The organism is Rahnella sp. PCH160 (assembly GCF_047784855.1).
Classification (GTDB): Bacteria; Pseudomonadota; Gammaproteobacteria; order Enterobacterales; family Enterobacteriaceae; genus Rahnella.
Genome location: NZ_JBLOGT010000001.1, coordinates 4,044,498 through 4,068,105, shown reverse-complemented (window position 1 = coordinate 4,068,105; position 23,608 = coordinate 4,044,498). Strand labels below are relative to the sequence as shown.

The following is a 23,608-nucleotide window of genomic DNA, read 5'->3' as shown; positions in this document are numbered from 1 at the left end:
AAACCACGAAAGTAGTTTTATTTGTTGTAATTAATATAATTCATTGTATTTAAACATTAATTAATTTCAAAGAGAGGTGTTTTATGGCGCGGTCTAGGGATTTATTAGCTTGAATGGCTGGAAAATAACCAATAAAAAAGCCCCCAGATAGGGAGCTTATGTTTTAGTTTTACTGCAAACTCAGTTTTAAAGGAGTCGCAATTTCGTTTCTACAGCTACACCAATGATCTTACAGTTCCCGTTGATTGGTACTAAAGGCCATGCCGGGTTAAGGCCTTTAAGATAGCGTTGACCACCGTCGATTATCAATTTTTTGAATGTAGCTTCGTTAGAATCAGTTAGTTTCGCAATAACCAAATTTCCGTTAGCAGGATCTCGGCCAGTATCAAATAAGACAAACGTACCTTCAGGAATGCTCAAGCCAACTGGGGCTGTCATCGAATCACCATCTACTTCAAGCCAGAAGGCAGCACCTTGGATATGTGCATCGGATTCCAACCATAAATCTATGTCTTTCAGTGTATAGGCTTCAATAGCTTCGTTCCAGCAACCAGCCTGAACCTTACTCAAAACTGGGTATCGCTGACCAGGGACATAGCTTCCGGCAAAGGAAACATTTCCAGCTTCTCTACCAGAAATTAGGTACTCAGGATCGCACTGAAGTGCCTTGGCTAATTCATGTAGGTAGCGTGGCCTTTTGGTTCTTCCTGATTCAACGGACACTATTCCTTGCTGGGTTGTACCAGTAAGTTCGGCTAACTCAACTTGAGTCAGTCCCAGTTCCAGCCGACGCTTCTTGATCCTGTCTGCCAATTGCATTTTCACACCCCACATAAATTTGTCCCAAACAGCATACAACAATCATTGTAATTGACAAACAACTAAATGTGTACTCAAATACTACAAACGTTGTATATGGAGATTGTTACATGACTATTTCGAACCGCTTGAAAGAACGGCGATTGAAGTTGGGGCTGACGCAAAAGCAACTGGCAATTATGGCCGGAATTAAACAACAGACAATTCAGAGGATTGAGGCAGGGACATCTCATCGCCCCCGCCATCTCCTTGAAATATCAGAGGCTCTTAACTGTTCGCCGCACTGGCTTTTAAACGGCATCAAAGACCATGCCTAGTTCAGACGAAAATCAGTAGGAATTCTGTGATGAATAGTGCAATCAAAACTTTCGACTTCAAATCTGATGCGGGTGAATTGCTGGCATCGGTGCGCACGGTGCTGATAGATAGTTCTCCGTGGTTTTTCGCGGTGGATGTCTGCGAAGCGTTGGGACTTTCCCATACCCATAAAGCGCTACTGGCAGTTGATGACGAAGATAAATGCGAACAGGAACAGTATTCCGGTTCGGGGCGCAAACCAATGTTGGTCAATGAATCCGGTTTATACACACTGATTCTCAAAAGCCGCAAACCACAGGCAAAACGTTTCAAGCGCTGGATCACCGCCGATGTACTGCCATCCATTCGTGCCACAGGTTCTTATGGTCTGGAGCCAGTTTCGGCAATGCCTGATTTTTCTGATGAGGTAGCCGCGGCGCGCGCGTGGGCCGATGAACGCGAACAGCGTCGCATTTCAGAAGGCTATGTCCAGCGTCAGGCCAAATACATTTCTCATCTGGAAAATCTGTTTCAGCCGGGCATGACTCCCTTCCAGTTCTGTAAGCAGCTTAATGGCGTCAATGTCAGCCAGATTAATGCCTTCCTGGAAAAGAACGAATGGCTTTACGACGAACGCCCGGATTCACGTCATGCCAGCTGGCGCGTTAAGTCCTACGCCCGTGATTTGTACCTTCGCGAAAGACACAACCGCGTGGATCCTTGTGATACGGAAAGCTTCGATACATGGAAGCCTATCCTGTTGCGTAAGGGAGCCGTTTGGCTTTATCGCCATTACCTCAAGGGCAACCTGCCCATGAAAAAAAGCTGGGACGGCAAATATTCCCACGATACCGATTTGGCAGGTGCCGCATGAGTATGGGGCTGATGGTTCAGGCAATGAAAATCAGGGTCGGTAACCCGCTGCGCAAGCTCGTTCTGCTTAAGCTGGCTGATAACGCCAGTGACAAAGGCGAATGCTGGCCGAGTCTTCAGCACATCGCCGATCAGTGTGAGATAAGCCGCCGTTCTGTCATCAATCACATCGACTCCCTTTGCGAACTTGGTCTGCTGAAAAAAGAACTGCGTCCCGGTGTAAAAGGGAATTCCAGCAATCTCTATTACCTGACTTTAGATGGTGCAGGAGATTCACTAGGGGATAGTGCAGGAGATTCACCACATAGTGCAGCACGTTCACCATATGGTGCAGGAGATTCACTAAGGGGTAGTGCAGGAGATTCACCCAGAATCAGTCACTCTTTTGAATCAGTCAATGAACCAGTCATTGAATCTAAAACACTTGGTGCATCTGGCGATGAACCACCTGCCAAGAAAAATAAAGACGCTTATCCAGAAGAATTCGAAAAGGCGTGGAAGGCATATCCGGCCCGAGAAGGCAGCAATCCCAAAAACTCCGCCTATAGCGCATGGAATGCCAGAAAACGTGAAGGCGTTGAGCCCGAGGCAATGCTGGCAGGCGTGATCCGCTATGCCACCTTCTGTCAGTCCAAGGGGCAGACTGGGACAACGTACGTGATGCAGGGGCAGCGGTTCTTTGGCAAAGCCCGTGAATTCGAAAATACATGGATTGTTGCCGGTCAGTCGCTACGTGCTGGTCGGACAGATACCCACAGCGGCTTTGATAACCTTGATTACGGCGATTCACAGATCAATTTTTAGGAGTGCACATGAGCAATTTTTACTTCCCAAGCCAGTACCAAACCAAATTTAACGACTTGTCCGCACGCCTGCGTGAGCTGGATTCGGCACTTGAACTCTCCAATGGTGTTATCTCCATTGATAATCGTTGGTACATCGGTCGCGAGCAAAAAACTGTGGCGTGTGAACATCACGGCGAATTTAACCAGACCATCCTGTCTCAGGAAGTGCGCGGGCGAATTCACACAGTGGAATCACGCTGTCCGGCCTGCGTTGCTGCTGAAATTGAGTCTGTAAAAAACGAGCAGAAACAGTTGCAGGTTGAACGCATGATGGATGATGCAGGTATTGCCCCGCGTTTTCAGCACTGCGAATTCAGCAACTACGAAGTGGTCAACAAGGCGGCCAGAACTAATTTAAACGCCTGCCAGAGCTACGCGAAATCCTTCCCAGAGCTTTCTAAAAAGGGGACCGGCCTGATCCTGATTGGCAAATGCGGTACCGGTAAAAATCATCTGGCCGTGGCATTGGCGAAGGAAGTTATCCGCCAGCATCAGGAGTCAGTCCGCCTGACTGATGTTATGCGCATTATCCGCGCTGTGAAGAGCACTTGGGGTAAGAATTCAGAACGTACTGAGAGTGACGTTATCGACTATTACGCTTCGCTGGGGCTGCTGATCATCGATGAGGTAGGAGTGCAATACGGGTCTGATGCTGAAAAAATCATTTTGTTCCAGATTATCAATGATCGTTACGAAAACATGCTTCCGACCATTCTGATTAGCAATCTGACCATGTCCCAGTTGTCAGAATCTATCGGCGAGCGACTGACCGACAGAATGAGCGAAGGCGGCGGTTCGGTGCTGGCGTTCAACTGGGAGAGTTATCGCCAGTCTGGAGTGAAAGCATGACCTACGAAGAAGCCGAACAAGCTGTAATCGGCGGATTGCTGCTGCGCCAGCTCGACGCGACAGTTTTTGAGGTATTTGGTTTGCTGCCTGCGGATGCTTTCTCGATCCGGCAGTACCGCGAAATCTATTTAGAAATCAAGCGCCAGTCCTTAGACGGGAAGAATACAGATCCCTTCCTGGTGGCTGACGCGCTGGGTGATGGCTATGAAGCGCTAACGGTCGCGGCGACAGGCTTAGCTTGGGCCGCAGCTGGTCTGAAGCACTACGCCGAGATGGTCAAGCGTAATCACTTCCTGCGCGACGCTGAGACAATGATGACTGGCGCTTTGGATAAGTTCGATTCTGCCCGTAATGCCGATGAAAAAATGGCAGTGATAAAGCTTCTACAAAGTGGCATCCAGCGTCTGAGTTTCAGCGATGACAGCCGTGCACCGGTTCACATCGACGAACTGCTGTCAGGAATGGCAGAAAAGCTTGAATCCAGAATGGAAGGGCGCGAAGAAAGCCGCACCATTCTCACCGGGATTGAGGAACTGGATCAGCTTACAGGTGGTTTTGATTTAACAGACCTCATCCTGCTGGCTGCCAGACCGTCGATGGGGAAAACCGAGTTTGCGTTAAACCTTATCGACAAAATAACTGAGCAGGGTAGCGGCGCATTATTTTTCAGCATGGAAATGTCAGGCGCCCAGATTGCTGAGCGTCAGGTTGCTGGCGCGGGGGGATTCTCAACCTCGAAATTGAAATCTCCACGTGCATTACATGACGAAGACTGGGCGCGGATCGGAATGGGCATTCAAAGCATGACTGGACGCCCGATTTGGATTGATGACGCCAGTACATTAGACGTGAACCAAATCGCTGAAGCAGCAGAACGCCACGCATTGGAACACCCAGAGCTTGCGATCATCTTTGTTGATTACCTCGGACTTATCGAACTCTCAAGCAGCCAGCGGCACGATATTGCAGTGGGTGAAGTTTCGCGCGGACTCAAGGCGCTGGCGAAACGGATCAGACGTCCGGTTGTTGCGCTCAGTCAGTTATCACGCGGAGTAGAACAGCGCACAAACAAACGGCCAGTAAATGCCGACCTGAAGGACTCAGGAAGCATTGAGGCTGATGCAGACCTGATCATGATGCTTTACCGCGATGAGGTGTACGACGAGAACAGTCCGGCGAAAGGGCTCGCAGAAATCAACGTGACCAAAAACCGTAACGGCCCACTGGGAACTGTTTACCGTCAGTTCAAATATGGGCATTTCCTGCCAATCGATCAGGCCGAAGCGGCGAACCGTTGCCGTCAGCAGGTCGAAGTACTATCACGCCGTTATTCAAAGCGCTAATAATTTAGGGGAATCCGATGAAACTCGAAAACGCACTGAAGCAGTTCAACCCTAAAACCCAAACGTTCACCAACGTGCCGCCAGCGACAGCCTCAGATTCTCTGACGGGACCAGACCTCGCCGCCTGTTTGGGCATGGCAGAATCTCAGGCATCTTTCGGTATGGGCGCTTTCCTTGGTAAAAATGGCATCAGCAAAGAGGACGGTCAGCGCACCATTGAACGGCTTTCTGTCTACGCCATGAAGAACGCCGGTAAGCACGTCGGTAAAGCAGCGGGCCGCCGGATGGCACAATGCATGGTGATACTCGCGAAGATGGCCTACGCAGAATATTGCAAATCAGCGGGGAGCGTGAGTACCTGCACAGATTGTGCTGGCGCTGGGTTCCTGATGGTAGAACGCGAAGTTGTGAAATATGCCGGTTACATTGGGGCTGATGGTGAGATGAAGATTCCAGAGGTAACTGAAACCCAAGCGGTGAAAGTGCTCTGCCAGTCCTGCCACGGAAAGGGGACGATTTCGCATCGCTGCCGCTGTAATGGTACCGGCCGCGTGCGTGACCTGGAAAAATCAAACCTTCTCGGAGTGCCTGTCGATAAGACTTGTGATCGGTGCGCGGGCAGGGGATTCAAACGGACACCCGGCACAACGGCCTTCAAAGCGATTATGGCGCTGCTGCCGGAGTTGCAGGAAAGAACATGGAATCGCAACTGGCGGCCGCTGTATGAATCGCTGGTGACCAAATGTGAGCAGGAAGAGAACCACGCCGACGCTGTATTCCAGAAAATCACCAGCAGATAGCGTGATCGGGGATCATAAAGACATATTTCATATTAAGTCTTGCGTTTTGTCCGAACTTGGCGTAATTTCTCTAAATCATGGGCGTTTCTGTAGATGAGCGCTAAGAAGAATCAAATGAAACCTCGCTTCGGCGGGGTTTTGTACTTTAGAAGGTTCAGTTTTTATTCTTATCGACCGAAGATGCATATGATTGAGACAGTACAAATTCGATAAAAATGCTAATACCCTTCTTTTCTTCCTCTGAAAGCAATGAATATTTATTGAAATCAATTAATAACGCTCTCGGATCGTTGCGGTCTAACAAGAGTTCAAATGGAGAAAGGCCAAAGGCGCGAGCAATTGAAGATATGTTGCTTATTGATGCGCTAGTTTCCATGTTAATTATTCTATGAATAGTAGATTGACTGACTTCAGCGGCGCGGGCTAACTTAGCCTCTGTAGAAAACGCCGGAGTTTTTGACATCAAGTTAGCAATATTTTCTGAAACCACCCTTACACACAGATCTTTATTTTCCCTGGCAAGTATCTTTTCTGTCCCGTGTGGGTTGTCCATCCAGTTTATGGGCTTGCCAGATATACTTTCCAACTTTCGGCAGAAACTACCTCCAATTTTCTTTTCCGATGAACGGCTTAAAAGGCGAGATATGTAATTGGGGCGTATACCTAAAGCCTCAGCCAGTTTTACTTGCTTTCCATCATAAAACTCATCGATTAGTTGTTGGAGATTTGATCTTCTAATTTCTTCTATGTTCATGTGAGGCCTTGGGAATATCAGTTAACTTTAGGAAATATTATCAAACCTCCTCCTTGAATAGCACCCAACACTTTAATTCTTCACAATGTGACTCAATTCACTCTGTTCTAGCCGCCAATTAAGCGGCTTTTTTTATTGCTCCTATTACCACTTACCCAACCGGCTGACCGGAGGGGGAGAACAATGAAAATGGACCAAAGCTCAGGAAACATCGTCACGCAGTTCTTTGCGTGGTTCGCTGCGATAGCGGCCGCCTGCGGTTTCACCACTCAAGACATGGTTTACATGCTGTTTGGCCTCATCGGTGTGATCATTTCCTTTGCGTCGTATGTCAGTGGTCGCCTGGACGCCCGCAAGGCACGAAAAGAAAATGAAAAGCGCACAAAAATCGTCAGCGATTACCTTGATGATGCACGCGCAAAACCCGCCCATGAGACACCCGCTGCAGCAAAGGTGATCAGTGAGGCGCTTTCAAAAGCGGAAGTCTGACATGGCAAATATCAAAACCAAACTCAGCGCGGCAATGTTGGCACTGATAGCTGCTGGCGCTTCTGCGCCCACTCTGATGGATCAGTTTCAGCAAGAGAAAGAAGGCACAAGCCTCACAGCTTACGCGGATCAAGGCGGTGTCTGGACAATCTGTGGTGGAGTCACCCGTGTTTATGGCAGGCCGGTCGTAAAAGGTTTGAAATTAACTCGAACCCAGTGCGACACCATCGACAAAACCGAGCAGGCCAAAGCGCTGGCATGGGTTGAGAAAAATATTCATATCCCGCTGACCGCACCCCAGAAAGTTGGGATTGCGTCATTCTGTCCCTGGAACATCGGCCCGGCTAAATGCTTCCCCTCGACGTTCTACCGCAAAATTAACGCCGGTGATCGCCTCGGTGCGTGTGCAGAGATTAAACGCTGGATCTGGGACGGCGGGAAAGACTGCCGAATTCGCTCGAATAACTGTGCGGGTCAGGTCATCAGGCGTGATCAGGAAAGCGAACTGACATGCTGGGGGATCGGACAATGAACTGGCTCCGAGTTGCCTTGACTGCATTCGCAGCCGGTTTTATCTCGCTGATGATATTTTTGGCATTTCATTTTTACGGAAAATCCGTAGAGGCAAAAGGGCAGGTGAGTCAGCTTCAGTCTGATAACGCGCTCCAGTCTGAAACCATTTCAACCCAGGAGTTTAATTTCCAGCGTGCAAATCAGATTGCCGGCGCCGCGCAGCTGTATGCGGTGCAAATCGTCGGAAAGAGCCAGGAGAGAGAAGTTGAATACCGAACAATTATCAAAAATGACCCGGCCAGCGGCAAGTGTGTTGATTCTTCTGTTGCTGACCGCCTGCTCGAGTACACAAACAGTCTACGTGCCAGCGCAATGCACCCCGATACCGGCCAGCCTGCTGCAAAAAGTAGCGCCGCCACTTCCACCGGCTGCAGATTGACGTACGGGCAGGCTGTTTACTGGATTGACCCGTTGCTTACGGCGATTGACCAGCTAAACAACCAACTCGACGGCATCAAACAGGCAGAGGAGGTCAGACAGAAATGATTAGCAGGTGTGAGAGTTTAATCATTGGGAGGAATGAAAAAATCTTTGATGTAAATGGTGAAGAATTTCTCACCCTTTTTGATTTTAGCTCCTCGCTCACACCAGTCTGTTGCAATGGTGAAAAACTCGTCCGTTGAAATATTGAAAGCCAATTCAACTTCAATTTTTTCCCCGGTGGAAAGGTGATTTTCTGCTTCTTGGAGGCTTGTAGCTGTGACTTTTTTCATGAGTGACTTCCTGAACATATAAATGAAAAGGCGATTTACTCTATGCGCACACTCATAGCGACTTCAAGAAATATTTAGATGCCTAATGAGGCTCAAGGGGCCAGACAGATGATTAAGCGTTTTTTTGCATGGCTGAAAAGCATCTACTTCCACTCAGTCGAACCGACTGAATCACAACCTAAGGAAAATACCGTGAAATTAGCACTCGTTTCGATTATCACCAGCATGCTGGCCAATGGCGCGGCTGCAAACACCGTTCAGGTAACTCTGACCGATAATGCCGATACAATTCAGCCCGGCGCTGTGGTGAGTTTTACTGCGGATAATGGCGCAACCGTCACCCCAACCAGCGCACTGACTGACGCAAATGGTCAGATCATTGTGAGCCTGGTCAGCTCGACCGTTGGCGCTTCGACGTTAACAGCAACAGCCGCTGACGGCACCACGGCCAGCATTCAGGTTTACTTTGTCGCAGTTCCCGCACCAGTGATTGATGTAGCAGAACCAGCGCCAGCAGCGGATGCTGTGCCTGTTGTTTTATCCCCACTGGAAGCCTTGAAAGTAGATTTCTTTAACGTGGTTGCATTCATCGAGCACGGTATCGAGGTTCTCGGTAAAGACGCAGAGGCCGATCTGGTCGCCCTGAAAAATAAATTCCTGGTCTAAGTTGGCATTATCACAGGCATTCACTGAGTGCCTGTGATAATGCAAAAAAACATTTTTGAGATAACCCTTTTGTAGGAGAATGTTACCCCACACAAACAGGAGGTTTTATGTTGAAAGGTATTAATGCTTTAGATAAATGGCTTGTACGCTCTACTTGGCATACAGGGCATTCTATCGACTTGGAAATATTCTTTCGGGCAGTAAAAGAGATTATTGCCCAAAATCCAGACGCTCTTCTGCACGAATCAGAGATTGCTGCTTATATCAAAAGCTCACAAACCGGAAAGCTACCTGCTAGTGAACTTGAACGCTTAGCAGAGGAATATTCGCAAAAAGCAGAGTTAATTTCTGAGTACGTAATACTAACTAAGTAATTCGTTTTAATTCTTATCTCGCCACTGGCATTTGCTGGTGGCTTTTTTATTGGAGCAACTATGCAGGTCACTATTGATGGTGTCCCGTATGCGCCTGCGTGCAATTCAGGTTCTCGGATTGGAATTGCCATAACTACACACAACCGGCCAGCAGTTCTGGCAAAGACGATTGAGCAGCATCTGAAGCACTTCCCGGCTGGCGCTAAATTGATCGTGATTGATGATGGTTCCGCGCCAGCAGCTATCGCTGCCGGTATTGAAATAATCAGGCATGAGAAATCACTCGGGATCGTTGCTTCAAAGAACCGGAGCCTCGAGGCGCTGATTGATGCGGGGTGTGAGCACTTGTTCCTGTGGGACGATGACGCCTATCCGATCAGCGATAACTGGCACGTTCCATACGTCGATTCACCTGAGCCTCATCTGTCATATCAGTTTCTTGATCTGGCTGGTCCTCAAAAAATTAAAGACCTGGCAATCCTGTTTAGGGATGAAAGGCATATCGCATACACAGGGCAGCGCGGGGTAATGCTGTACTACCATCGTTCAGCAATAGAACGGGTCGGCGGGTTTGATCAAATCTATGGACGTGGCATGTATGAGCATGGCGATCTGGCAATGCGAATTAATAACGCCGATCTGTCTTCATGGGCTTTTGCTGATGTAGTCAGCTCTGAAAAACTGATTCACTCATTGGATGAACACTGCGCCGTTGCTCGATCAATCCCTCCCGCAGACCGGGATGCACTGGAAAAGCACAATCGAAAAATTTTTGAATCTCGTCGGGATTCAGATTACAGCGGTTATTCAGAGTACCGCCGCAAAACCAACGTGGTGATAACAAGCCTCATTACCGCGCAGGTTGACCCTCAGCGTGGCAGCAGAATGAAAGCTGATGAACAGGTTCTTCAGAAGTGGGCAAACTCCATTAAAGATGCCAAAGCGGTTGTTCTGGCAGATGAGCTTATAAACCCACCTGCAGGTACTGAAATTGTCAGGGTGTGTGACGCTGGTATGAGTCCGTATTTCAGTCGCTGGCTTCATCTGTATCAGTATCTTCGAGCGCATCAGGAATATCACTTTGTGTGGTTCACCGATGGTACCGATGTAGAAATGCTTCGGGCACCTTGGGAAGACATGAAGCCAGGCACTGTCTATGTCGGTTCTGAACCGAGAACGTATGCCGAAAAATGGATGCATGATAATCATCACGGTAAATTTTATGCCGAGTTCCTTCATGAAAACCGTAACTGCACCTTACTAAACTCGGGTTTGTTAGGTGGCTTGCGTGAGGACGTAATGGCATTTGTTCACCGGATGATCCGCCTCTATTACTGGATAGAAAGCCATCGCTTTTGGAAAACCGAAACAGCACCGGCAACCGTTGTTGAAATGGGCGCTTTCGGTGTTGCTGCAAAAGAGTTTGGCGACCGCATTGTTACTGGTCCTCTGGTGCATACGGTATTCAAAACAGATGGAATCGGGAAGGAGCATGCCTGGTGGAAGCACAAATAAAGGTTGTGGTGGTCGGCCATCATTCCCGGCGGCATCAGGCCTGCCAACTTGCGCACCTGCTTGATGCTCACCTGCTGATGGATGAAGGGGACAATGGCGCCAACTGGAATCACCGCCGCGCTATCGAGTGGGCCGACCAGCAGGCATGCCGCGTAGTGATACTGGAAGATGATGCGCTTCTGTTGCCTGGCTTCACTGATTCAGTACGTGAATGGGTGACCCGGTTCCCCGATAACCTCATCAGTTTCTATTTGGGTACCGGCCGCCCCCCACAGTATCAGCAGCAGATAGCGGCCAGCCTGATTGATGCCGATAGGCGCCGTGGTGATTACATCACGATGGACCGCCTGATTCATGGAGTCTGCTACAGCCCGCCGGTCAGCGGACTAACCCGCATCATGCAGAACTGGAACCGTACCAAGGCAGCTGACTATGCAGTCGGTGATGCGCTGGGCGGAAAGGTCATCTATCCGTGTTACTCGCTGGTGGATCATGCAGATGGTGTCACAGTCGAACGGCATCACGATAACGAACCAAGGAACGAGCGTCGGCGTGCTTGGCGTCTTGCAATGACCCACCAACCATAAGTGAGGCAACATGAAACATATCCAATTAGCCAAGCTGTATCGGACAGGACAATTCATCGGGTTTGGTCTGGCTGTTGATGGCGAGCTTCTTGAGCAGCAGGTCGATACGAATATAAGCACCGAACCGAGCAAGTTGCCATATATCACTGCCAACTTCTACCTCAAGGAGCAGCAGGCTGAGAACCCAATCATCATTCATCTGGATTAATGCGAGACGGAATGAAAGAACCTCGGGTATACGGCAGTAGGTGGAACAAAGCCCGGCTGTCATTTCTTCAGGATCACCCTCTGTGCAGTATGTGCCAGGAGCAACACCGCATAGTGGCCGCGACAGTCGTTGACCATATCGAACCCCATAAGCTGAGCGATGCAATTCAGTCAGGTAATCCGCTGGCAATAGCGAAGGCGCAGAAGCTGTTCTGGGATAAAAAAAACTGGCAGCCGCTGTGCAAAGCCCATCACGATTCAACCAAGCAGAGAATGGAGAAGAGCGGAGCCGTCATCGGTTGCGATGCTAATGGCTATCCTCTTGACCCTAACTCGCACTGGAGCAAGTAATGACTCAAGACCAGCAAACCGTGTTGATGTTCAAAGGCCTGATTGCCTCACTGCCTGAAGAAAGCCAGGTGAAAGTGAAGGAGGCAGAGAAGAGACTCCGCGATGTGTTGCGCGACTACCCAGAAGGAGAGGCAACAGTTGCCTTTGGCCTCATAGGTGCAGAGTTTCAGGTCGGTGATATTGAAATGGTCACAAAATGAAATGATTGCATTTGCAATGATATTCGTTCTCATCTGGGCGGGGGAGGGTAAATCTTCAAAACGTTTGCCCCTGAAGACCGCTGCCAAAGTTTTATTTTAACGCTAACCCGATTTTTTTAGTTTTAAGGTGTTGACATATGGCAGAAAAAAGAACCCGTTCCGACAGTTCGTCGGCGGCAATTCAAGCCATGCAAAATGCAACAGTGGACACCATCCAGCCCCCAGCACATGCGGGTTTGGAGAAAAAAGCCGAACCATTTTGGCATGACAATATCAGATCAAAGGCTCTGGACAGCTGGACACCAGCTGACCTTCTGGTCGCAGCAGAACTCGCAAATAATCAGCTCTATATCACCGTTTTGCGTAAGGATTTGCGCAAGGAAGAACGCATGCGCGGTGAAGGGCGTGATGAGGGGTTAATCAAAGACTACCGCAAGCAAATTGTGGAACTTCAACGCACGATTCTGGCACAACGCCGGGACCTTCAGATTCATTCGCACGCCACTAATGGTGAGAGTCGCGATCAGAAAAAACGGAATCAGAACGATCAGAGTGCGAGAAAGACCACTCAACAACACAAAGAAGATGACAACAACCTGATCGCCTTCCCCAAACACGGATAATTTCTTATGACGCGAGGTGAGCGTGTTATAGCGTTCATCGAACGCTTTTGCGTAGTTCCTGAAGGGAAACTTATCGGGCAGCCGATGAGGTTAGACCCGTTCCAGAAGTTATTTATTCTGGATATCTATGACAATCCCGTCGGTACCGACATGGCGATCCTGAGCATCGCTCGAAAGAATGGCAAAACAGGCCTGATTGCAGGGATTCTTCTCGCACACTTAGTCGGCCCTGAGGCGGTACAAAACTCACAGATTGTCAGTGGTGCGCTAAGTCGTGAACAGGCATCCATTGTGTTCAACCTGGCTGTGAAGATGGTCAACCTTAATCCTGATTTACAGGAAATTGTCCATATAACGCCCAGCGGCAAGAAGCTTCTTGGCCTGCCGTGCAATGTTGAATATAAGGCTCTGTCAGCCGAAGGCAAAACGACACACGGCCTGTCTCCAATTCTCGCTATTTTGGATGAAACCGGTCAGGTACGCGGATCACAAGATGATTTCATAGATGCGATCACTACCGCACAGGGCGCGCATGAAAATCCGTTACTGATTGTAATCAGCACTCAGGCCGCCAATGATGCCGACCTGCTCAGTATCTGGATTGATGACGCTCAGAAATCGAAAGACCCGCATATTGTCTGCCACGTTTACGAAGCACCAAAAGATGCAGATATCAGTAAGCGCGAAACCTGGCTTGCGGCAAACCCAGCGCTTGGGACATTCCGGTCAGAGAAAGATATGGCGCGTCAGTCCGAAAAAGCGGGACGAATGCCGAGTTTTGAAAACACTTACCGTAACCTGAATCTCAATCAACGGGTTTCCACGGTATCACCATTTATTTCCCGAAGTGTCTGGGAGTCTTGCGGCGCACTTCCAGTAAACACAACGCGTAAATGGTATGCCGGTCTGGATTTGTCAGCGCGTAATGACTTAACGGCTCTGGTTATCGCTGGTGAGTCGGAAGACGGAATTTGGGATGTATTCCCATTTTTCTGGACACCCGAAAAAACACTCATTGAACGAGCTAAAACCGACCGCGCGCCTTATGACGTATGGGCAAAGCAGGGACTATTGCGTACCACTCCGGGGGCATCAGTCGATTATGAATTCGTCGTGAGAGATGTTGGTGAAATTCTCAGTGAGTTTGATATCACGCTCATGGCGTTTGACCGCTGGCGCATAGAGCAATTTAGAAAAGACGCTGAGAACATCGGACTCACTCTTCCCCTCGTTGAATTCGGTCAGGGCTTCAAAGATATGGGGCCCGCAGTAGATACCCTCGAATCTCTCATGTTGAACGGCCGGATCAGACACGGCATGCATCCCGTACTGACGATGTGCGCAGTAAACGCGGTAGTGGTTAAAGATGCTGCCGGAAACCGTAAGTTAGATAAATCGAAAGCTACAGGCCGCATTGACGGCATGGTCGCCATGACGATGTCTGTCGGTGCGGCAAACGGGGAGGTCACTGTACAAGGTGGTGACTTTGACGATTTCATATTTAAACCACTGAGCATGTAATGGAAGAACCTAAATACAGCATCGATCTCCGAACGAATCGCGGCTGGTGGGCTCGGGCGGCATCGTGGTTTGTCGGTGGCCGACTGGTGACACCAGAAAATGGATCACAAACCGGCCCCGTCTCAGCCAGTGGCCACCTTGGCGACTCAGTGATATCTGATGAAAGAATCCTTCAGATATCTACTGTGTGGCGGTGTGTCAGCCTGATCTCAACACTCACTTCTACGCTTCCGCTTGATGTCTTCGAAACCGACAAAAACAACAACCGAAGCAAAGTCGGAATGGATAACCCGCTTGCCAGGTTATTGCAGTTTTCACCAAATCAGTACATGACAGCCCAAGATTTTCGGGAAGCCATGACGATGCAATTATGTTTCTACGGCAACGCCTACGCACTGGTTGAGAGAAATGGTGCTGGTGATGTAATCAGTTTGCTGCCGCTTCAATCCGCCAATATGGATGTGAAGCTGGTTGGTAAGAGGTTGGTTTATCGGTATCAGCGCGACAGCGAATTCGCAGACTTCTCCCAGAAAGAAATTTTCCATCTGAAGGGATTTGGTTTTACCGGTCTGGTCGGTCTTTCGCCAATTGCCTTTGCCTGTAAATCAGCAGGTGTGGCGGTGGCAATGGAAGATCAGCAGCGTGATTTCTTTGCCAATGGCGCAAAGTCTCCGCAAATACTCTCAACCGGAGAAAAGGTGCTTACTGAACAGCAGCGAACGCAGGTTGAAGGGAATTTCAAAGAGATCGCTGGCGGGCCGGTAAGAAAACGACTTTGGATTCTGGAAGCAGGGTTTACCACTTCGGCAATTGGTGTAACTCCGCAAGATGCAGAAATGATGGCGTCGCGAAAGTTTCAGGTTAGCGAACTTGCACGTTTCTTTGGCGTTCCGCCTCATCTAGTCGGCGATGTTGAGAAATCCACCAGTTGGGGTTCGGGTATCGAACAGCAGAATCTCGGTTTCCTTCAATATACACTCCAGCCGTACATCTCCCGCTGGGAAAACTGTATACAGCGTTGGCTGCTTAAGCCTGACCAGGTTGGCGTTCTACATGCAGAACATAATCTTGATGGTCTCCTGCGTGGTGACTCAGCCTCTCGTGCAGCGTATATGAAATCGATGGGTGAGGCCGGTCTCCGTACCATTAATGAAATGCGACGGATCGATAACCAGCCTCCTTTGCCGGGCGGAGATGTCGCCTTCAGGCAGGCGCAGTATGTACCAATCACTCAACTGGGCAACAACAACGAGACTCGCGAAAGCGGGTCTTAGTTTTTATGGGGGCTATGATGCCAGAAATTAATAAAACGCTTTCCTTCGACCAGACCGAAATCAAATTCACCGGCGATGGTAAGCAGGGGATTTTCGAAGGTTACGCATCTGTCTTTAACAACACAGACTCCGATGGCGACATCATTCTCCCAGGCGCATTCAAAAATGCACTCGCCAATCAAACCCGCAAAGTTGCCATGTTCTTCAACCACAAAACGTGGGACCTGCCGGTTGGTAAATGGGATGCACTGGAGGAAGACAGCAAAGGTCTTCTCGTTCGTGGACAACTGACGCCTGGTCACAGCGGAGCATCCGACCTTAAAGCCGCCATGCAGCACGGAACTGTGGAAGGAATGTCGGTGGGTTTCTCTGTCAACAAAGATGATTACTCCATCGGTACCTCAGGCCGAATCTTCAAAAATGTATCTGCTCTGCGAGAGATTAGCGTTTGCACCTTCCCGGCTAACGAGCTGGCAGGGGTATCTGCGATGAAAAGCGCGGAAGGAATCGAAACAATTCGCGACGTTGAAAACTGGCTGAGGGATTCAGTCGGATTATCGAAGTCGCAGGCAGTGGGCATGATTGCCCGGTTTAAGTCTGCAATTCGGAGCGAGTCCGAGGGCGACCAAGACAAAACAGAAATAGCAGCTCTCATTGAGAGCATCCAATCTTTCCCTCGTAAATTAGGAATTCAATAATGTCCGAGTTAGCCACCATTCAGAAAGCCATCGAAGACTCGCAGAACAACATGCAGCAGCTTTTCGATGCACAGAAAAAAGAAATCGAAAGCACCGGTCAGGTTTCCAAGCAGCTTCAGGATGATCTGATGAAGGTTCAGGAAGAGCTGAAGAAATCCGGCGCCCGTCTTTTTGATATCGAGCAGAAATTCGCAGCTGGCCCTGAAAACCCCGCAGAGAAAAAATCATTCTCTGAACGTGCTGCCGAAGAACTGTCGAAGTCTTGGGACGGGAAAACTTCCCGCTTTGAGGCACAAACTTTCAACAAATCACTGGGCAGTGATACGGGTTCCGCTGGCTCGCTTATCCAGCCAATGCAGGTTCCTGGCATTGTTATACCGGGTCTGCGTCGTCTGACTATTCGTGACTTGCTGGCACAGGGTCGAATTTCCAGTAATTCACTGGAGTACGTTCGCGAAGAGCTTTTCACGAATAATGCAGACATTGTTGCCGAGAAGGCGCTGAAACCTGAGTCAGATATTACCTTCAGCAAACAAACGGCCAATGTCAAAACTGTCGCTCACTGGATCCAGGCATCACGCCAGGTCATGGACGATGCGCCAATGTTGCAGTCCTACGTGAATAACCGCCTGATGTATGGTCTGGCGCTGAAAGAAGAAGGTCAATTGCTGAACGGCGATGGCACTGGCGACGATCTGGAAGGTATCAACCATGTCGCCACTGCTTACGATTCTGCTCTGAACGCTACCGGTGATACTCGTGCAGACCTGATCGCGCACGCGATTTATCAGGTTACCGAGTCAGAGTTCAGCGCTTCCGGTATCATTTTGAACCCGCGTGACTGGCACGGCATCGCGCTGTTGAAAGATAACGAAGGCCGTTATCTCTTCGGTGGACCTCAGGCATTCACCAGCAATGTAATGTGGGGTCTGCCGGTAGTTTCAACCCAAGCACAGGCTCAGGGTACGTTCACTGTCGGTGGTTTCGATATGGCTTCGCAGGTGTGGGATCGTATGGATGCAAGCATTGAGGTTAGCCGCGAAGACCGCGACAACTTCGTTAAAAACATGCTGACCATTCTCTGTGAAGAACGTCTGGCGCTGGCGCACTACCGCCCGAAAGCCTTGATCAAAGGTACTTTTGAATCTGGCTCATGATAAGACGGAGCGGGGCGGGGAAACCCGCCCTGATTTCACATGACGATTGTAGTCACTGACGTCGTACCTATCGAAGAGCTTCGCCAGCATATTGAATTTGAGGGTGATGACCGTGATGCGCTGATTGTCCGCTATGCCCAAAGCGCGCTGGATCAGTGTCTACTTTGGTGCGACGAGCCTAAGTGGAAAGTGGCAGCTGATATTCCTTCACCGGTTATTACTGCGATGCTTCTGATTTTCGGCGATCTGTTCGAACACAGAACCAGCCAGACGGAAGTCCAGCTTTATGTAAACCGCGCCGCTGAGAGCCTGATGTGGAATTGCCGCAACTGGAGCAATTCCACGCCAACAGAGGAAACATCCTGATGGAACCCGGACGCTTCAGACACAGGGTCACCCTGCAAAACTTCACCACAACTAAATTGCCTTCTGGTCAGCCTCAGAAACAGTGGTTCGATGTTGCCACGAAAATTCCGGCCGAATGCAAGGCTGTCAGCTCTCGTGAACTCATGACCTCAGGGGCAGAAAAGGCTGAAGCCACAATAAGAGTCTGGATGCGTTATCGTGGTGATGTTTCGGCTGCCTCAAGGCTGTTGTGTGAGACTGGGCCTTTTAAAGGAATGACGCTGGAAGTCACAGGGAATCCTTTACCTGACGCAAAAATGTCCCGGCTCGAGATACTATGTAAACAGGGGGTGAAGGCGTGATCGACACAAAACTCGATTTCTCTGACCTTCTGGATCTCTCGGATGACCTGAACGCGCTGAGTAAAGCCGAGAACAGGAAAGTGATGCGTGACGCCACGCGTGCCGCAGCCACCATCTTTAAAGATGAGGCGGTAAAGCGTGCGCCGGAACGTACCGGAAAGCTGAAGAAGAACATTGTCGTAATGACCCAGCGAGATCGAAACGGCGATATATCGTCAGGCGTTCACGTTCGGGGAACAAACCCACGCACTGGCAATAGCGACAACAAGATGAAATCCAGCAATAGGCGGAATGCTTTCTACTGGCGATTTGTCGAGTTGGGGACTTCAAATATGCCTGCAATTCCGTTCATTCGACCCGCCTATGATGCACGTCAGGACGAGGCAACGAATGCGGCATTTGCCACTGCAAACCGGGCTATTGATGAGGCGCTATCAAAATGACGGAAGCTGACGTTTTTGCACTCATAGGTACGTTGGCCGGTGGGCAGGTTTATCCCTACGTTGCACCGCTCAATGCTGAAGGTCAAACCGCTGTCAGCGCCCCGTGGATAGTCTTCAGCATTGTTAGCGAAAACTTTGGTGATACTTTCTGCGGGCCCGCAGAGGAAACCGATTCCGTTCAGGTCGATGTTTATGCCAAGTCACCAGATGAAGCCCGCGCTATTCGTGAGCTGGTACAGACCGCGCTGGCACCACTGAATTTCACGCAACTCAACCGAACAAACGGATACGAATCAGAAACGGGGCTCTACCGTGCCATGCTGGAAATTCAGAACCAGCAATAACCCATCACCTCACCAATAGCCGCCTACGGGCGGTTTTTTTATGTCCGGAGATCACATGTCGAGTAAATACGAAGTCACAAAGGGTATGACGTTCGCCGTCACCGACGCGCCGGTTTCTGCCGCTGATTTCACTGCACCTGGCTTTCCAGGTGTTGGGATCACCTGGCTGGAAGCCGCATGCGCAACGAAAGAAATCACCTATACCGGTGGCCAGAAAGGCGACATTGATGTCACCACACTGTGCTCAGTCGAACAGGAGCAGACCAACGGCCTCGCAGCACCGGCAGAAATGTCTATCACCCGTAACTGGGTTGGCGATGAAGAAGCACAGGGCGCATTGCAGACGGCATATGAGAATGACGAATTGCGAGCGCTGCGGGTGAAATTTGCGTCAGGCAACGGCTACTACATTCTTGTCGAAGTTCGTCAGAGCTCATGGTCAGCGGCTACGTCTTCCGTCGTCGGCGCGACGTATTCACTGCGCGTACGTGGCAAGCCGATCGCTATCATCCAGGCAACCTCTTAAGCGGCTTAGGCCGCTTTTTTTTACCCTGAATTCCTTCACTTTTAGAGAACCCAACAATGAAGAAACCGGCACTCTCTGCCTCATTACGTGATCTGGCTTTGGCCCCGTCTGGCGCATATCGCACAAAGGAAGTTTCGGTACTGGAATGGGGAGGCATCAAGGTCACGCTGCGCGAACCCTCTGGTCAAGCCTGGGTTGATTTCCGCGCCTTACTTTCTCCTGAACTGCCGGAAGGTACAGAACCGCCAAAACTGACCCCGACTGAAACCTTCATCCGTAACCGTGACGCTGATGTGATCCTGTTTATCGATGTGCTGCTGGATGAGTCCGGCGCAAAAGTGTTTTCACCTGAAGATAGAGAGCAGGTCTCAAAAATTTACGGGCCAGTCCATGTGCGATTGTTGCAACAGGCGCTGGCGTTAGGCCTGAGCCAGGAATCTGCTGAAAAAAAGTAAAAGAGCCGCTGACCTTCTTCCTTTTCTCACTGGCGCTCCGCCTGGGGCGCACCGTTCACGAACTCCGCCAAACCCTTACCGCCAGTGAATTGAAAATGTGGATCGCCTATGACCGGCTTAGTCCAATTGGTGACTGGCGAGGTGATGTTCAGGCTGCGCAGGTCGCGACCGCAACTATCAATGCACAGGGCGGAAAACTCAGCTTAAACGATGTGCTGCTGAAGTGGGGCCAGACGGATGAAGAGAAAGAAATTAGTGATTTTGAAGAATTTTTAGGCGGTCTTTGATACCCGCGCAGGCGGGGTTTATAGGGTGAAATATGGCTACGCTGCGCGAACTTATTATCAAAATTTCAGCGAACTCCAGTTCATTTCAATCTGAAATTTCCCGAGCTTCCCGAATGGGGGCCGATTATTACAAAACGATGGAGCAGGGCGGGAAGAAGGCAGCGGCTGCCACCCGTGAAACACAGCGCGCAATCAGCGATTTGAGCGGTGAACTGGCGTCTGTTAAGTCATCGGCTGCCGGGCTGGCCGGTGCGTTTGCTGGCGCGTTTGCAACTCACCAGCTTATAGAATTTGCCGACACCTGGAACCAGTTGAGCGGTCGGCTGCGTTTGGCTTCCACCTCTACCGACGACTATGCGACTTCTCAACGCACCTTGATGGAAATCAGCCAGCGGACGGGTACTTCGCTTCAGGCAAACAGCAACCTTTACGCACGTATTGCGCAATCAATGCGTTCTGCGGGTTTTGCTTCTGCCGATGTAGCAAAAGTTACTGAGACGGTCGCTACATCTCTCAAATTATCAGGCGCAAGTACCGAAGAGGCCAGCTCCGTTATTACTCAGCTGAGTCAGGCGCTCGCCTCTGGTGTTCTGCGTGGGGAAGAATTCAACTCCATCATGGAAAATGGGGGCGACTGGTAAAACTGCTGGCTGATGGTCTGGGCACCACTGTTGGCGGTCTTCGCAATATGGCGAATAACGGCCAGTTGACCACGGATAAAATTGTTCCGCTGCTGACCAACGTTCAGGTATTGAGAAAAGAGTTTGAAACACTCCCAGCGTCGATCAGCGGTTCTGCGCAGAAAGTGCAAAACGCCTTTCTAGCATGGGTGGGCGGCGCGAATGACGCCGTCGGTGCGTCATCCAGTCTGTCTGGAGTTTTAGACGGTCTGGCGAAAAATATTGATACCGTAGCGAATGTTACCGGCGCGTTGGTCGGGCTGGGTATTGCACGCTACTTCGGAAACATGGTGGGTAGCGTTGCGCAATCGACGGTGGCGGTCATCTCAAACACCGCCGCTGAAGTGGCGCTGGCACAGGCTCAGGTTCGTGGCGCACAAGTCAGCGTAGCCGCTGCCCGGCAGACGGTTTATCGGGCCCAGCAGGCGAGAGCCGCCGCGACGTCCATCGAGGCGCAAATACTTGCGGAGCGGAACTTAGCTGCCGCTCAGACATCACTGAATAGTGCTATCAGTGGCCGTTCTGCGGCGATGAGCCAGCTTAATAACACGGCGTCAGTGATGAACCGTTTGGGCGGCGGTGTTCTCGGCCTGCTCGGTGGATGGCCGGGCGTTATTATTGCGGCCGGAACGGCGATGTATGGCTTGTACCAGCATACACAGCAAGTCCATCAGGAAGCCGTGGGCTTCGCCAATAATCTCGATGAGATAAACGGCAAGCTTCAGACAATGTCAGTACTCGGCCTGAAGGCTACCGCCGGTGACGCACGCTCTTCTCTGTCCGCACAGAAAAGCGACCTCGCAGATCTGGATGTTCAGATTGCCAAAGTGAAAGATAGCCTGAAAGGTCTGGATCAGATCCAGCAGGACTACAACGCGCACCCCACAACAACCTGGTTGAACACGTTCATGGATCAGGCAGACATTACCGCCAAGAACATCGAACTGACTGACAAACTGAACAAACTGGAATACGAACGGGAAAATGCTGCCGCAAAAGTTGCCAGCACTCAGAAGTTGGTCAATGACGCCAGCGATCTGGCAACTAAAAAGGCTATCGAACAGGCAGGCGCTGTCTCCATCCTGAAAGGCGCATATGACCTGCTTAACCGGTCAATGTCAGCGACAGCCGGCGCAACACCGCCGCAATATGCTGGCCCCGTGGTTTCAATGGCAAATGCCACACCACAGCAGTCAACCGCAGTAGAAAAAGCTCGACGTGAAAATGAGTTAGCCAGCCTTTCAGGTCTTGAAAAATTGCACCGACAGTATCAATACGAAGCCGAAGATTTGCAGCTGAATGGAGCGTTATATACAAAATACGTTTATGACAAAGACCAGGCTGCAAAAAAAGACGCCGCAGCGGCGCAGGCGAAAAAGGACGGCACTGCTGCAACCAATGCGCAGAATAAAGCGGAGCGTGAAGCGGCGACAGTTGCTGAGCAGTACAGCCGCAAAATGGCCGATCTGACGGTCGCGATCGAGGTTCAAAAAGTCAGGGCTACGGAAGGTGAAAAAGCTTCTGAGCTTTACGCAGCGTCGCATCAGGCCGGTACCAAATGGACGGATGAGCAGCGCAAAGCAATTCAGGCTTCCTCTGCTGAGTTGGCTAAGTGGAATCAGCGTGCAGACGAAACTGTCAGAAAGCAACGCGAACAGGCTGATGCGCTGAAAGATTTAACGGACGCTGCCCGGAAATACCGGGATGAAACAACGCTGACGACGGAAACAGCCGGACTGAGTGACCGGCAGCGTACGCGGCTTGATGAAACCCAACAGGTTAACAGGGTGTTCTCTAAAACCGACCAGGGTGCACAGGCCATTGCTGCGCGTGATGCCGCTCTGACTGAACTGGATAAGAAATATAAAGCCACTGCGGCGGCAGAAGCTGACTGGATGTCAGGCGCGTCGAAGGGATACAGCAACTGGCTTGAAGAAATCAGCAATGTTTCAGGTACGGTTTCTGACGGCGTAAAAACCACGATGGACAGCGCCTTCACGAACGTCACTTCAATGCTGGAAGGCAACAAAGTGAGCTGGAAATCATGGGGTGTATCGGTTCTGCAAATTATCGAAAAAGTGGCCTTGCAGATGGCGGTCGTCAGCGCGATGGGTGGCGGTTCTTCGTCATCATCCGGTTTATTCGGTTCTCTGATCGGTGGCGTGGCGAGTTATTTCGGTGGCTCTGCTGCATCTGGCGCGGCGTCGTCCAGTTCTTTCTCTTCTGGTGCGTACAGCAATCTTAGCTTTAACGCCAAAGGCGGCGTCTATGATTCACCGTCCCTGAATTCATTCAGCGGTGGCGTTTATAACTCGCCAACCATGTTTGCATTTGCGCAGGGGGCCGGTGTGTTTGGAGAGGCTGGGCCGGAAGCCATTATGCCACTTACCCGGGCGGCTGACGGGTCGCTGGGCGTGAGAGCTGTGGGTGGGAGTAATTCCTCTGGTAGTTCCGGCGGCGCACCGCAGGTTTACATCACGATCGACGGCAATGGAAATTCCAGTTCGCAGTCCTCTGATGGCTGGGAGCAGTTCGGCACGCAAATTGCCAATTATGTAAACCAGCTTTATCAGCAGAACAAAATGAAGGATTTGCGCCCTGGTGGAGATATCTGGAACGCAATGAAAAGCAGGTGATA

31 protein-coding genes and 1 pseudogene are annotated in these 23,608 nt (G+C 50.3%); 29 read left to right on the top strand and 3 right to left on the bottom strand.

The genetic code is table 11. The annotated features are described in order from the left end of the window. Nucleotides 1–186 precede the first annotated feature (186 nt). Nucleotides 187–819, bottom strand: a complete 633-nt coding sequence (locus ACM5QY_RS18860; protein WP_416122201.1) for a LexA family protein — start codon at nt 817–819, stop codon at nt 187–189. A gap of 110 nt (nt 820–929) precedes the next feature. Between ACM5QY_RS18860 and ACM5QY_RS18855 the strand changes: the two genes are divergently transcribed. The 6 genes from ACM5QY_RS18855 to ACM5QY_RS18830 are packed head-to-tail and all read left to right on the top strand — an operon-like array spanning nt 930 to nt 5,826. Further along, entirely contained in the window at nt 930–1,136 is a 207-nt protein-coding gene (locus ACM5QY_RS18855) for a helix-turn-helix domain-containing protein (protein ID WP_095921510.1), read from the top strand. 29 nt (nt 1,137–1,165) lie between these two features. Further along, nucleotides 1,166–1,990, top strand: a complete 825-nt coding sequence (locus tag ACM5QY_RS18850; RefSeq protein WP_416122200.1) for a BRO-N domain-containing protein — start codon at nt 1,166–1,168, stop codon at nt 1,988–1,990. Continuing rightward, nucleotides 1,987–2,793 (top strand): helix-turn-helix domain-containing protein, encoded by an 807-nt coding sequence (locus ACM5QY_RS18845; RefSeq protein ID WP_416122199.1) that lies wholly within the window; start codon nt 1,987–1,989, stop codon nt 2,791–2,793. Before ACM5QY_RS18850 ends, ACM5QY_RS18845 begins: the two co-directional genes overlap by 4 nt. Nucleotides 2,794–2,801: 8 nt before the next feature. Continuing rightward, nucleotides 2,802–3,683 carry an ATP-binding protein gene (locus ACM5QY_RS18840; protein WP_416122198.1) on the top strand — a complete coding sequence of 294 codons (882 nt, stop codon included), beginning with the start codon at nt 2,802–2,804 and terminating at the stop codon, nt 3,681–3,683. Further along, the gene (locus tag ACM5QY_RS18835; RefSeq protein WP_416122197.1) at nt 3,680–5,026 is read left to right on the top strand and encodes a replicative DNA helicase; all 1,347 of its coding nucleotides are present in this window, start codon (nt 3,680–3,682) and stop codon (nt 5,024–5,026) included. Before ACM5QY_RS18840 ends, ACM5QY_RS18835 begins: the two co-directional genes overlap by 4 nt. Nucleotides 5,027–5,043: 17 nt before the next feature. Then, a complete protein-coding gene (locus ACM5QY_RS18830; protein ID WP_416122196.1) occupies nt 5,044–5,826 on the top strand; it encodes an antitermination protein Q in 783 nt (260 codons plus the stop codon). 154 nt (nt 5,827–5,980) lie between these two features. Here ACM5QY_RS18830 and ACM5QY_RS18825 read toward each other — a convergent pair whose 3' ends face one another. After that, nucleotides 5,981–6,580: a helix-turn-helix domain-containing protein gene (locus ACM5QY_RS18825; protein ID WP_416122195.1), complete on the bottom strand. Its 600-nt coding sequence runs from the start codon at nt 6,578–6,580 to the stop codon at nt 5,981–5,983. Nucleotides 6,581–6,763: 183 nt separating this feature from the next. Here ACM5QY_RS18825 and ACM5QY_RS18820 point away from each other — a divergent pair, with 183 nt between their 5' ends. Genes ACM5QY_RS18820 through ACM5QY_RS18810 form a run of 3 tightly spaced genes read left to right on the top strand, consistent with a single transcriptional unit; the run spans nt 6,764 to nt 8,128 of the window. Further along, nucleotides 6,764–7,069: a hypothetical protein gene (locus ACM5QY_RS18820; protein ID WP_416122194.1), complete on the top strand. Its 306-nt coding sequence runs from the start codon at nt 6,764–6,766 to the stop codon at nt 7,067–7,069. A 1-nt stretch (nt 7,070) separates the two neighbouring features. Then, nucleotides 7,071–7,601 carry a lysozyme gene (locus tag ACM5QY_RS18815; protein ID WP_416122193.1) on the top strand — a complete coding sequence of 177 codons (531 nt, stop codon included), beginning with the start codon at nt 7,071–7,073 and terminating at the stop codon, nt 7,599–7,601. Continuing rightward, nucleotides 7,598–8,128, top strand: coding sequence for a hypothetical protein (locus ACM5QY_RS18810; protein ID WP_416122192.1), 531 nt, complete (start codon nt 7,598–7,600; stop codon nt 8,126–8,128). The genes ACM5QY_RS18815 and ACM5QY_RS18810 overlap by 4 nt, the downstream gene beginning before the upstream one ends. A 17-nt stretch (nt 8,129–8,145) precedes the next feature. Here ACM5QY_RS18810 and ACM5QY_RS18805 read toward each other — a convergent pair whose 3' ends face one another. Next, a complete protein-coding gene (locus tag ACM5QY_RS18805; RefSeq protein ID WP_416122191.1) occupies nt 8,146–8,355 on the bottom strand; it encodes a hypothetical protein in 210 nt (69 codons plus the stop codon). Nucleotides 8,356–8,547: 192 nt separating this feature from the next. On the opposite strand from ACM5QY_RS18805, the gene ACM5QY_RS18800 reads away from it, so the two are divergent. The 20 genes and pseudogenes from ACM5QY_RS18800 (at nt 8,548) to ACM5QY_RS18705 (ending at nt 23,606) form a co-directional block, all read left to right on the top strand. Continuing rightward, nucleotides 8,548–9,021, top strand: coding sequence for an Ig-like domain-containing protein (locus tag ACM5QY_RS18800; RefSeq protein ID WP_416122190.1), 474 nt, complete (start codon nt 8,548–8,550; stop codon nt 9,019–9,021). Between the two features lie 107 nt (nt 9,022–9,128). Then, nucleotides 9,129–9,395 carry a hypothetical protein gene (locus ACM5QY_RS18795; RefSeq protein WP_416122189.1) on the top strand — a complete coding sequence of 89 codons (267 nt, stop codon included), beginning with the start codon at nt 9,129–9,131 and terminating at the stop codon, nt 9,393–9,395. A 60-nt stretch (nt 9,396–9,455) separates the two neighbouring features. Next, a complete protein-coding gene (locus ACM5QY_RS18790) occupies nt 9,456–10,910 on the top strand; it encodes a glycosyltransferase family 2 protein (RefSeq protein WP_416122188.1) in 1,455 nt (484 codons plus the stop codon). Continuing rightward, complete coding sequence (locus tag ACM5QY_RS18785) at nt 10,892–11,497, top strand: hypothetical protein (protein ID WP_416122930.1); 606 nt, start codon at nt 10,892–10,894, stop codon at nt 11,495–11,497. The genes ACM5QY_RS18790 and ACM5QY_RS18785 overlap by 19 nt, the downstream gene beginning before the upstream one ends. A gap of 10 nt (nt 11,498–11,507) precedes the next feature. Next, nucleotides 11,508–11,705 (top strand): hypothetical protein, encoded by a 198-nt coding sequence (locus ACM5QY_RS18780; protein WP_416122187.1) that lies wholly within the window; start codon nt 11,508–11,510, stop codon nt 11,703–11,705. Further along, nucleotides 11,705–12,055 (top strand): HNH endonuclease signature motif containing protein, encoded by a 351-nt coding sequence (locus ACM5QY_RS18775; protein WP_416122186.1) that lies wholly within the window; start codon nt 11,705–11,707, stop codon nt 12,053–12,055. Before ACM5QY_RS18780 ends, ACM5QY_RS18775 begins: the two co-directional genes overlap by 1 nt. Then, nucleotides 12,055–12,255 (top strand): hypothetical protein, encoded by a 201-nt coding sequence (locus ACM5QY_RS18770; RefSeq protein ID WP_416122185.1) that lies wholly within the window; start codon nt 12,055–12,057, stop codon nt 12,253–12,255. The genes ACM5QY_RS18775 and ACM5QY_RS18770 overlap by 1 nt, the downstream gene beginning before the upstream one ends. Before the next feature lie 137 nt (nt 12,256–12,392). Further along, nucleotides 12,393–12,878: a terminase gene (locus ACM5QY_RS18765; protein WP_416122184.1), complete on the top strand. Its 486-nt coding sequence runs from the start codon at nt 12,393–12,395 to the stop codon at nt 12,876–12,878. Between the two features lie 6 nt (nt 12,879–12,884). After that, nucleotides 12,885–14,399, top strand: coding sequence for a terminase large subunit (locus ACM5QY_RS18760; protein ID WP_416122183.1), 1,515 nt, complete (start codon nt 12,885–12,887; stop codon nt 14,397–14,399). After that, nucleotides 14,399–15,673, top strand: a complete 1,275-nt coding sequence (locus ACM5QY_RS18755) for a phage portal protein (RefSeq protein WP_416122182.1) — start codon at nt 14,399–14,401, stop codon at nt 15,671–15,673. Before ACM5QY_RS18760 ends, ACM5QY_RS18755 begins: the two co-directional genes overlap by 1 nt. A gap of 17 nt (nt 15,674–15,690) precedes the next feature. Then, nucleotides 15,691–16,371 carry an HK97 family phage prohead protease gene (locus ACM5QY_RS18750; protein ID WP_416122929.1) on the top strand — a complete coding sequence of 227 codons (681 nt, stop codon included), beginning with the start codon at nt 15,691–15,693 and terminating at the stop codon, nt 16,369–16,371. Further along, nucleotides 16,371–17,528 (top strand): phage major capsid protein, encoded by a 1,158-nt coding sequence (locus ACM5QY_RS18745; RefSeq protein WP_416122181.1) that lies wholly within the window; start codon nt 16,371–16,373, stop codon nt 17,526–17,528. The genes ACM5QY_RS18750 and ACM5QY_RS18745 overlap by 1 nt, the downstream gene beginning before the upstream one ends. Nucleotides 17,529–17,567: 39 nt before the next feature. Further along, on the top strand, nt 17,568–17,894 hold the full coding sequence (locus ACM5QY_RS18740) for a head-tail connector protein (protein WP_416122180.1): 327 nt from the start codon (nt 17,568–17,570) through the stop codon (nt 17,892–17,894). Then, nucleotides 17,894–18,235, top strand: coding sequence for a phage head closure protein (locus ACM5QY_RS18735; RefSeq protein WP_416122179.1), 342 nt, complete (start codon nt 17,894–17,896; stop codon nt 18,233–18,235). Before ACM5QY_RS18740 ends, ACM5QY_RS18735 begins: the two co-directional genes overlap by 1 nt. Further along, complete coding sequence (locus tag ACM5QY_RS18730; protein ID WP_416122178.1) at nt 18,232–18,678, top strand: HK97-gp10 family putative phage morphogenesis protein; 447 nt, start codon at nt 18,232–18,234, stop codon at nt 18,676–18,678. Before ACM5QY_RS18735 ends, ACM5QY_RS18730 begins: the two co-directional genes overlap by 4 nt. Further along, nucleotides 18,675–19,022 carry a tail completion protein gp17 gene (gene gp17 / locus ACM5QY_RS18725; protein WP_416122177.1) on the top strand — a complete coding sequence of 116 codons (348 nt, stop codon included), beginning with the start codon at nt 18,675–18,677 and terminating at the stop codon, nt 19,020–19,022. Before ACM5QY_RS18730 ends, gp17 begins: the two co-directional genes overlap by 4 nt. Nucleotides 19,023–19,077: 55 nt before the next feature. Continuing rightward, entirely contained in the window at nt 19,078–19,548 is a 471-nt protein-coding gene (locus ACM5QY_RS18720) for a phage tail protein (RefSeq protein WP_416122176.1), read from the top strand. 56 nt (nt 19,549–19,604) lie between these two features. Beyond that, entirely contained in the window at nt 19,605–20,003 is a 399-nt protein-coding gene (locus ACM5QY_RS18715; RefSeq protein WP_416122175.1) for a phage tail assembly chaperone, read from the top strand. An 8-nt stretch (nt 20,004–20,011) separates the two neighbouring features. Then, nucleotides 20,012–20,290 carry a phage tail assembly protein T gene (locus tag ACM5QY_RS18710; protein ID WP_416122928.1) on the top strand — a complete coding sequence of 93 codons (279 nt, stop codon included), beginning with the start codon at nt 20,012–20,014 and terminating at the stop codon, nt 20,288–20,290. A gap of 32 nt (nt 20,291–20,322) precedes the next feature. Next, nucleotides 20,323–23,606 (top strand): annotated as a pseudogene (locus ACM5QY_RS18705) (phage tail tape measure protein). Nucleotides 23,607–23,608 lie beyond the last annotated feature (2 nt).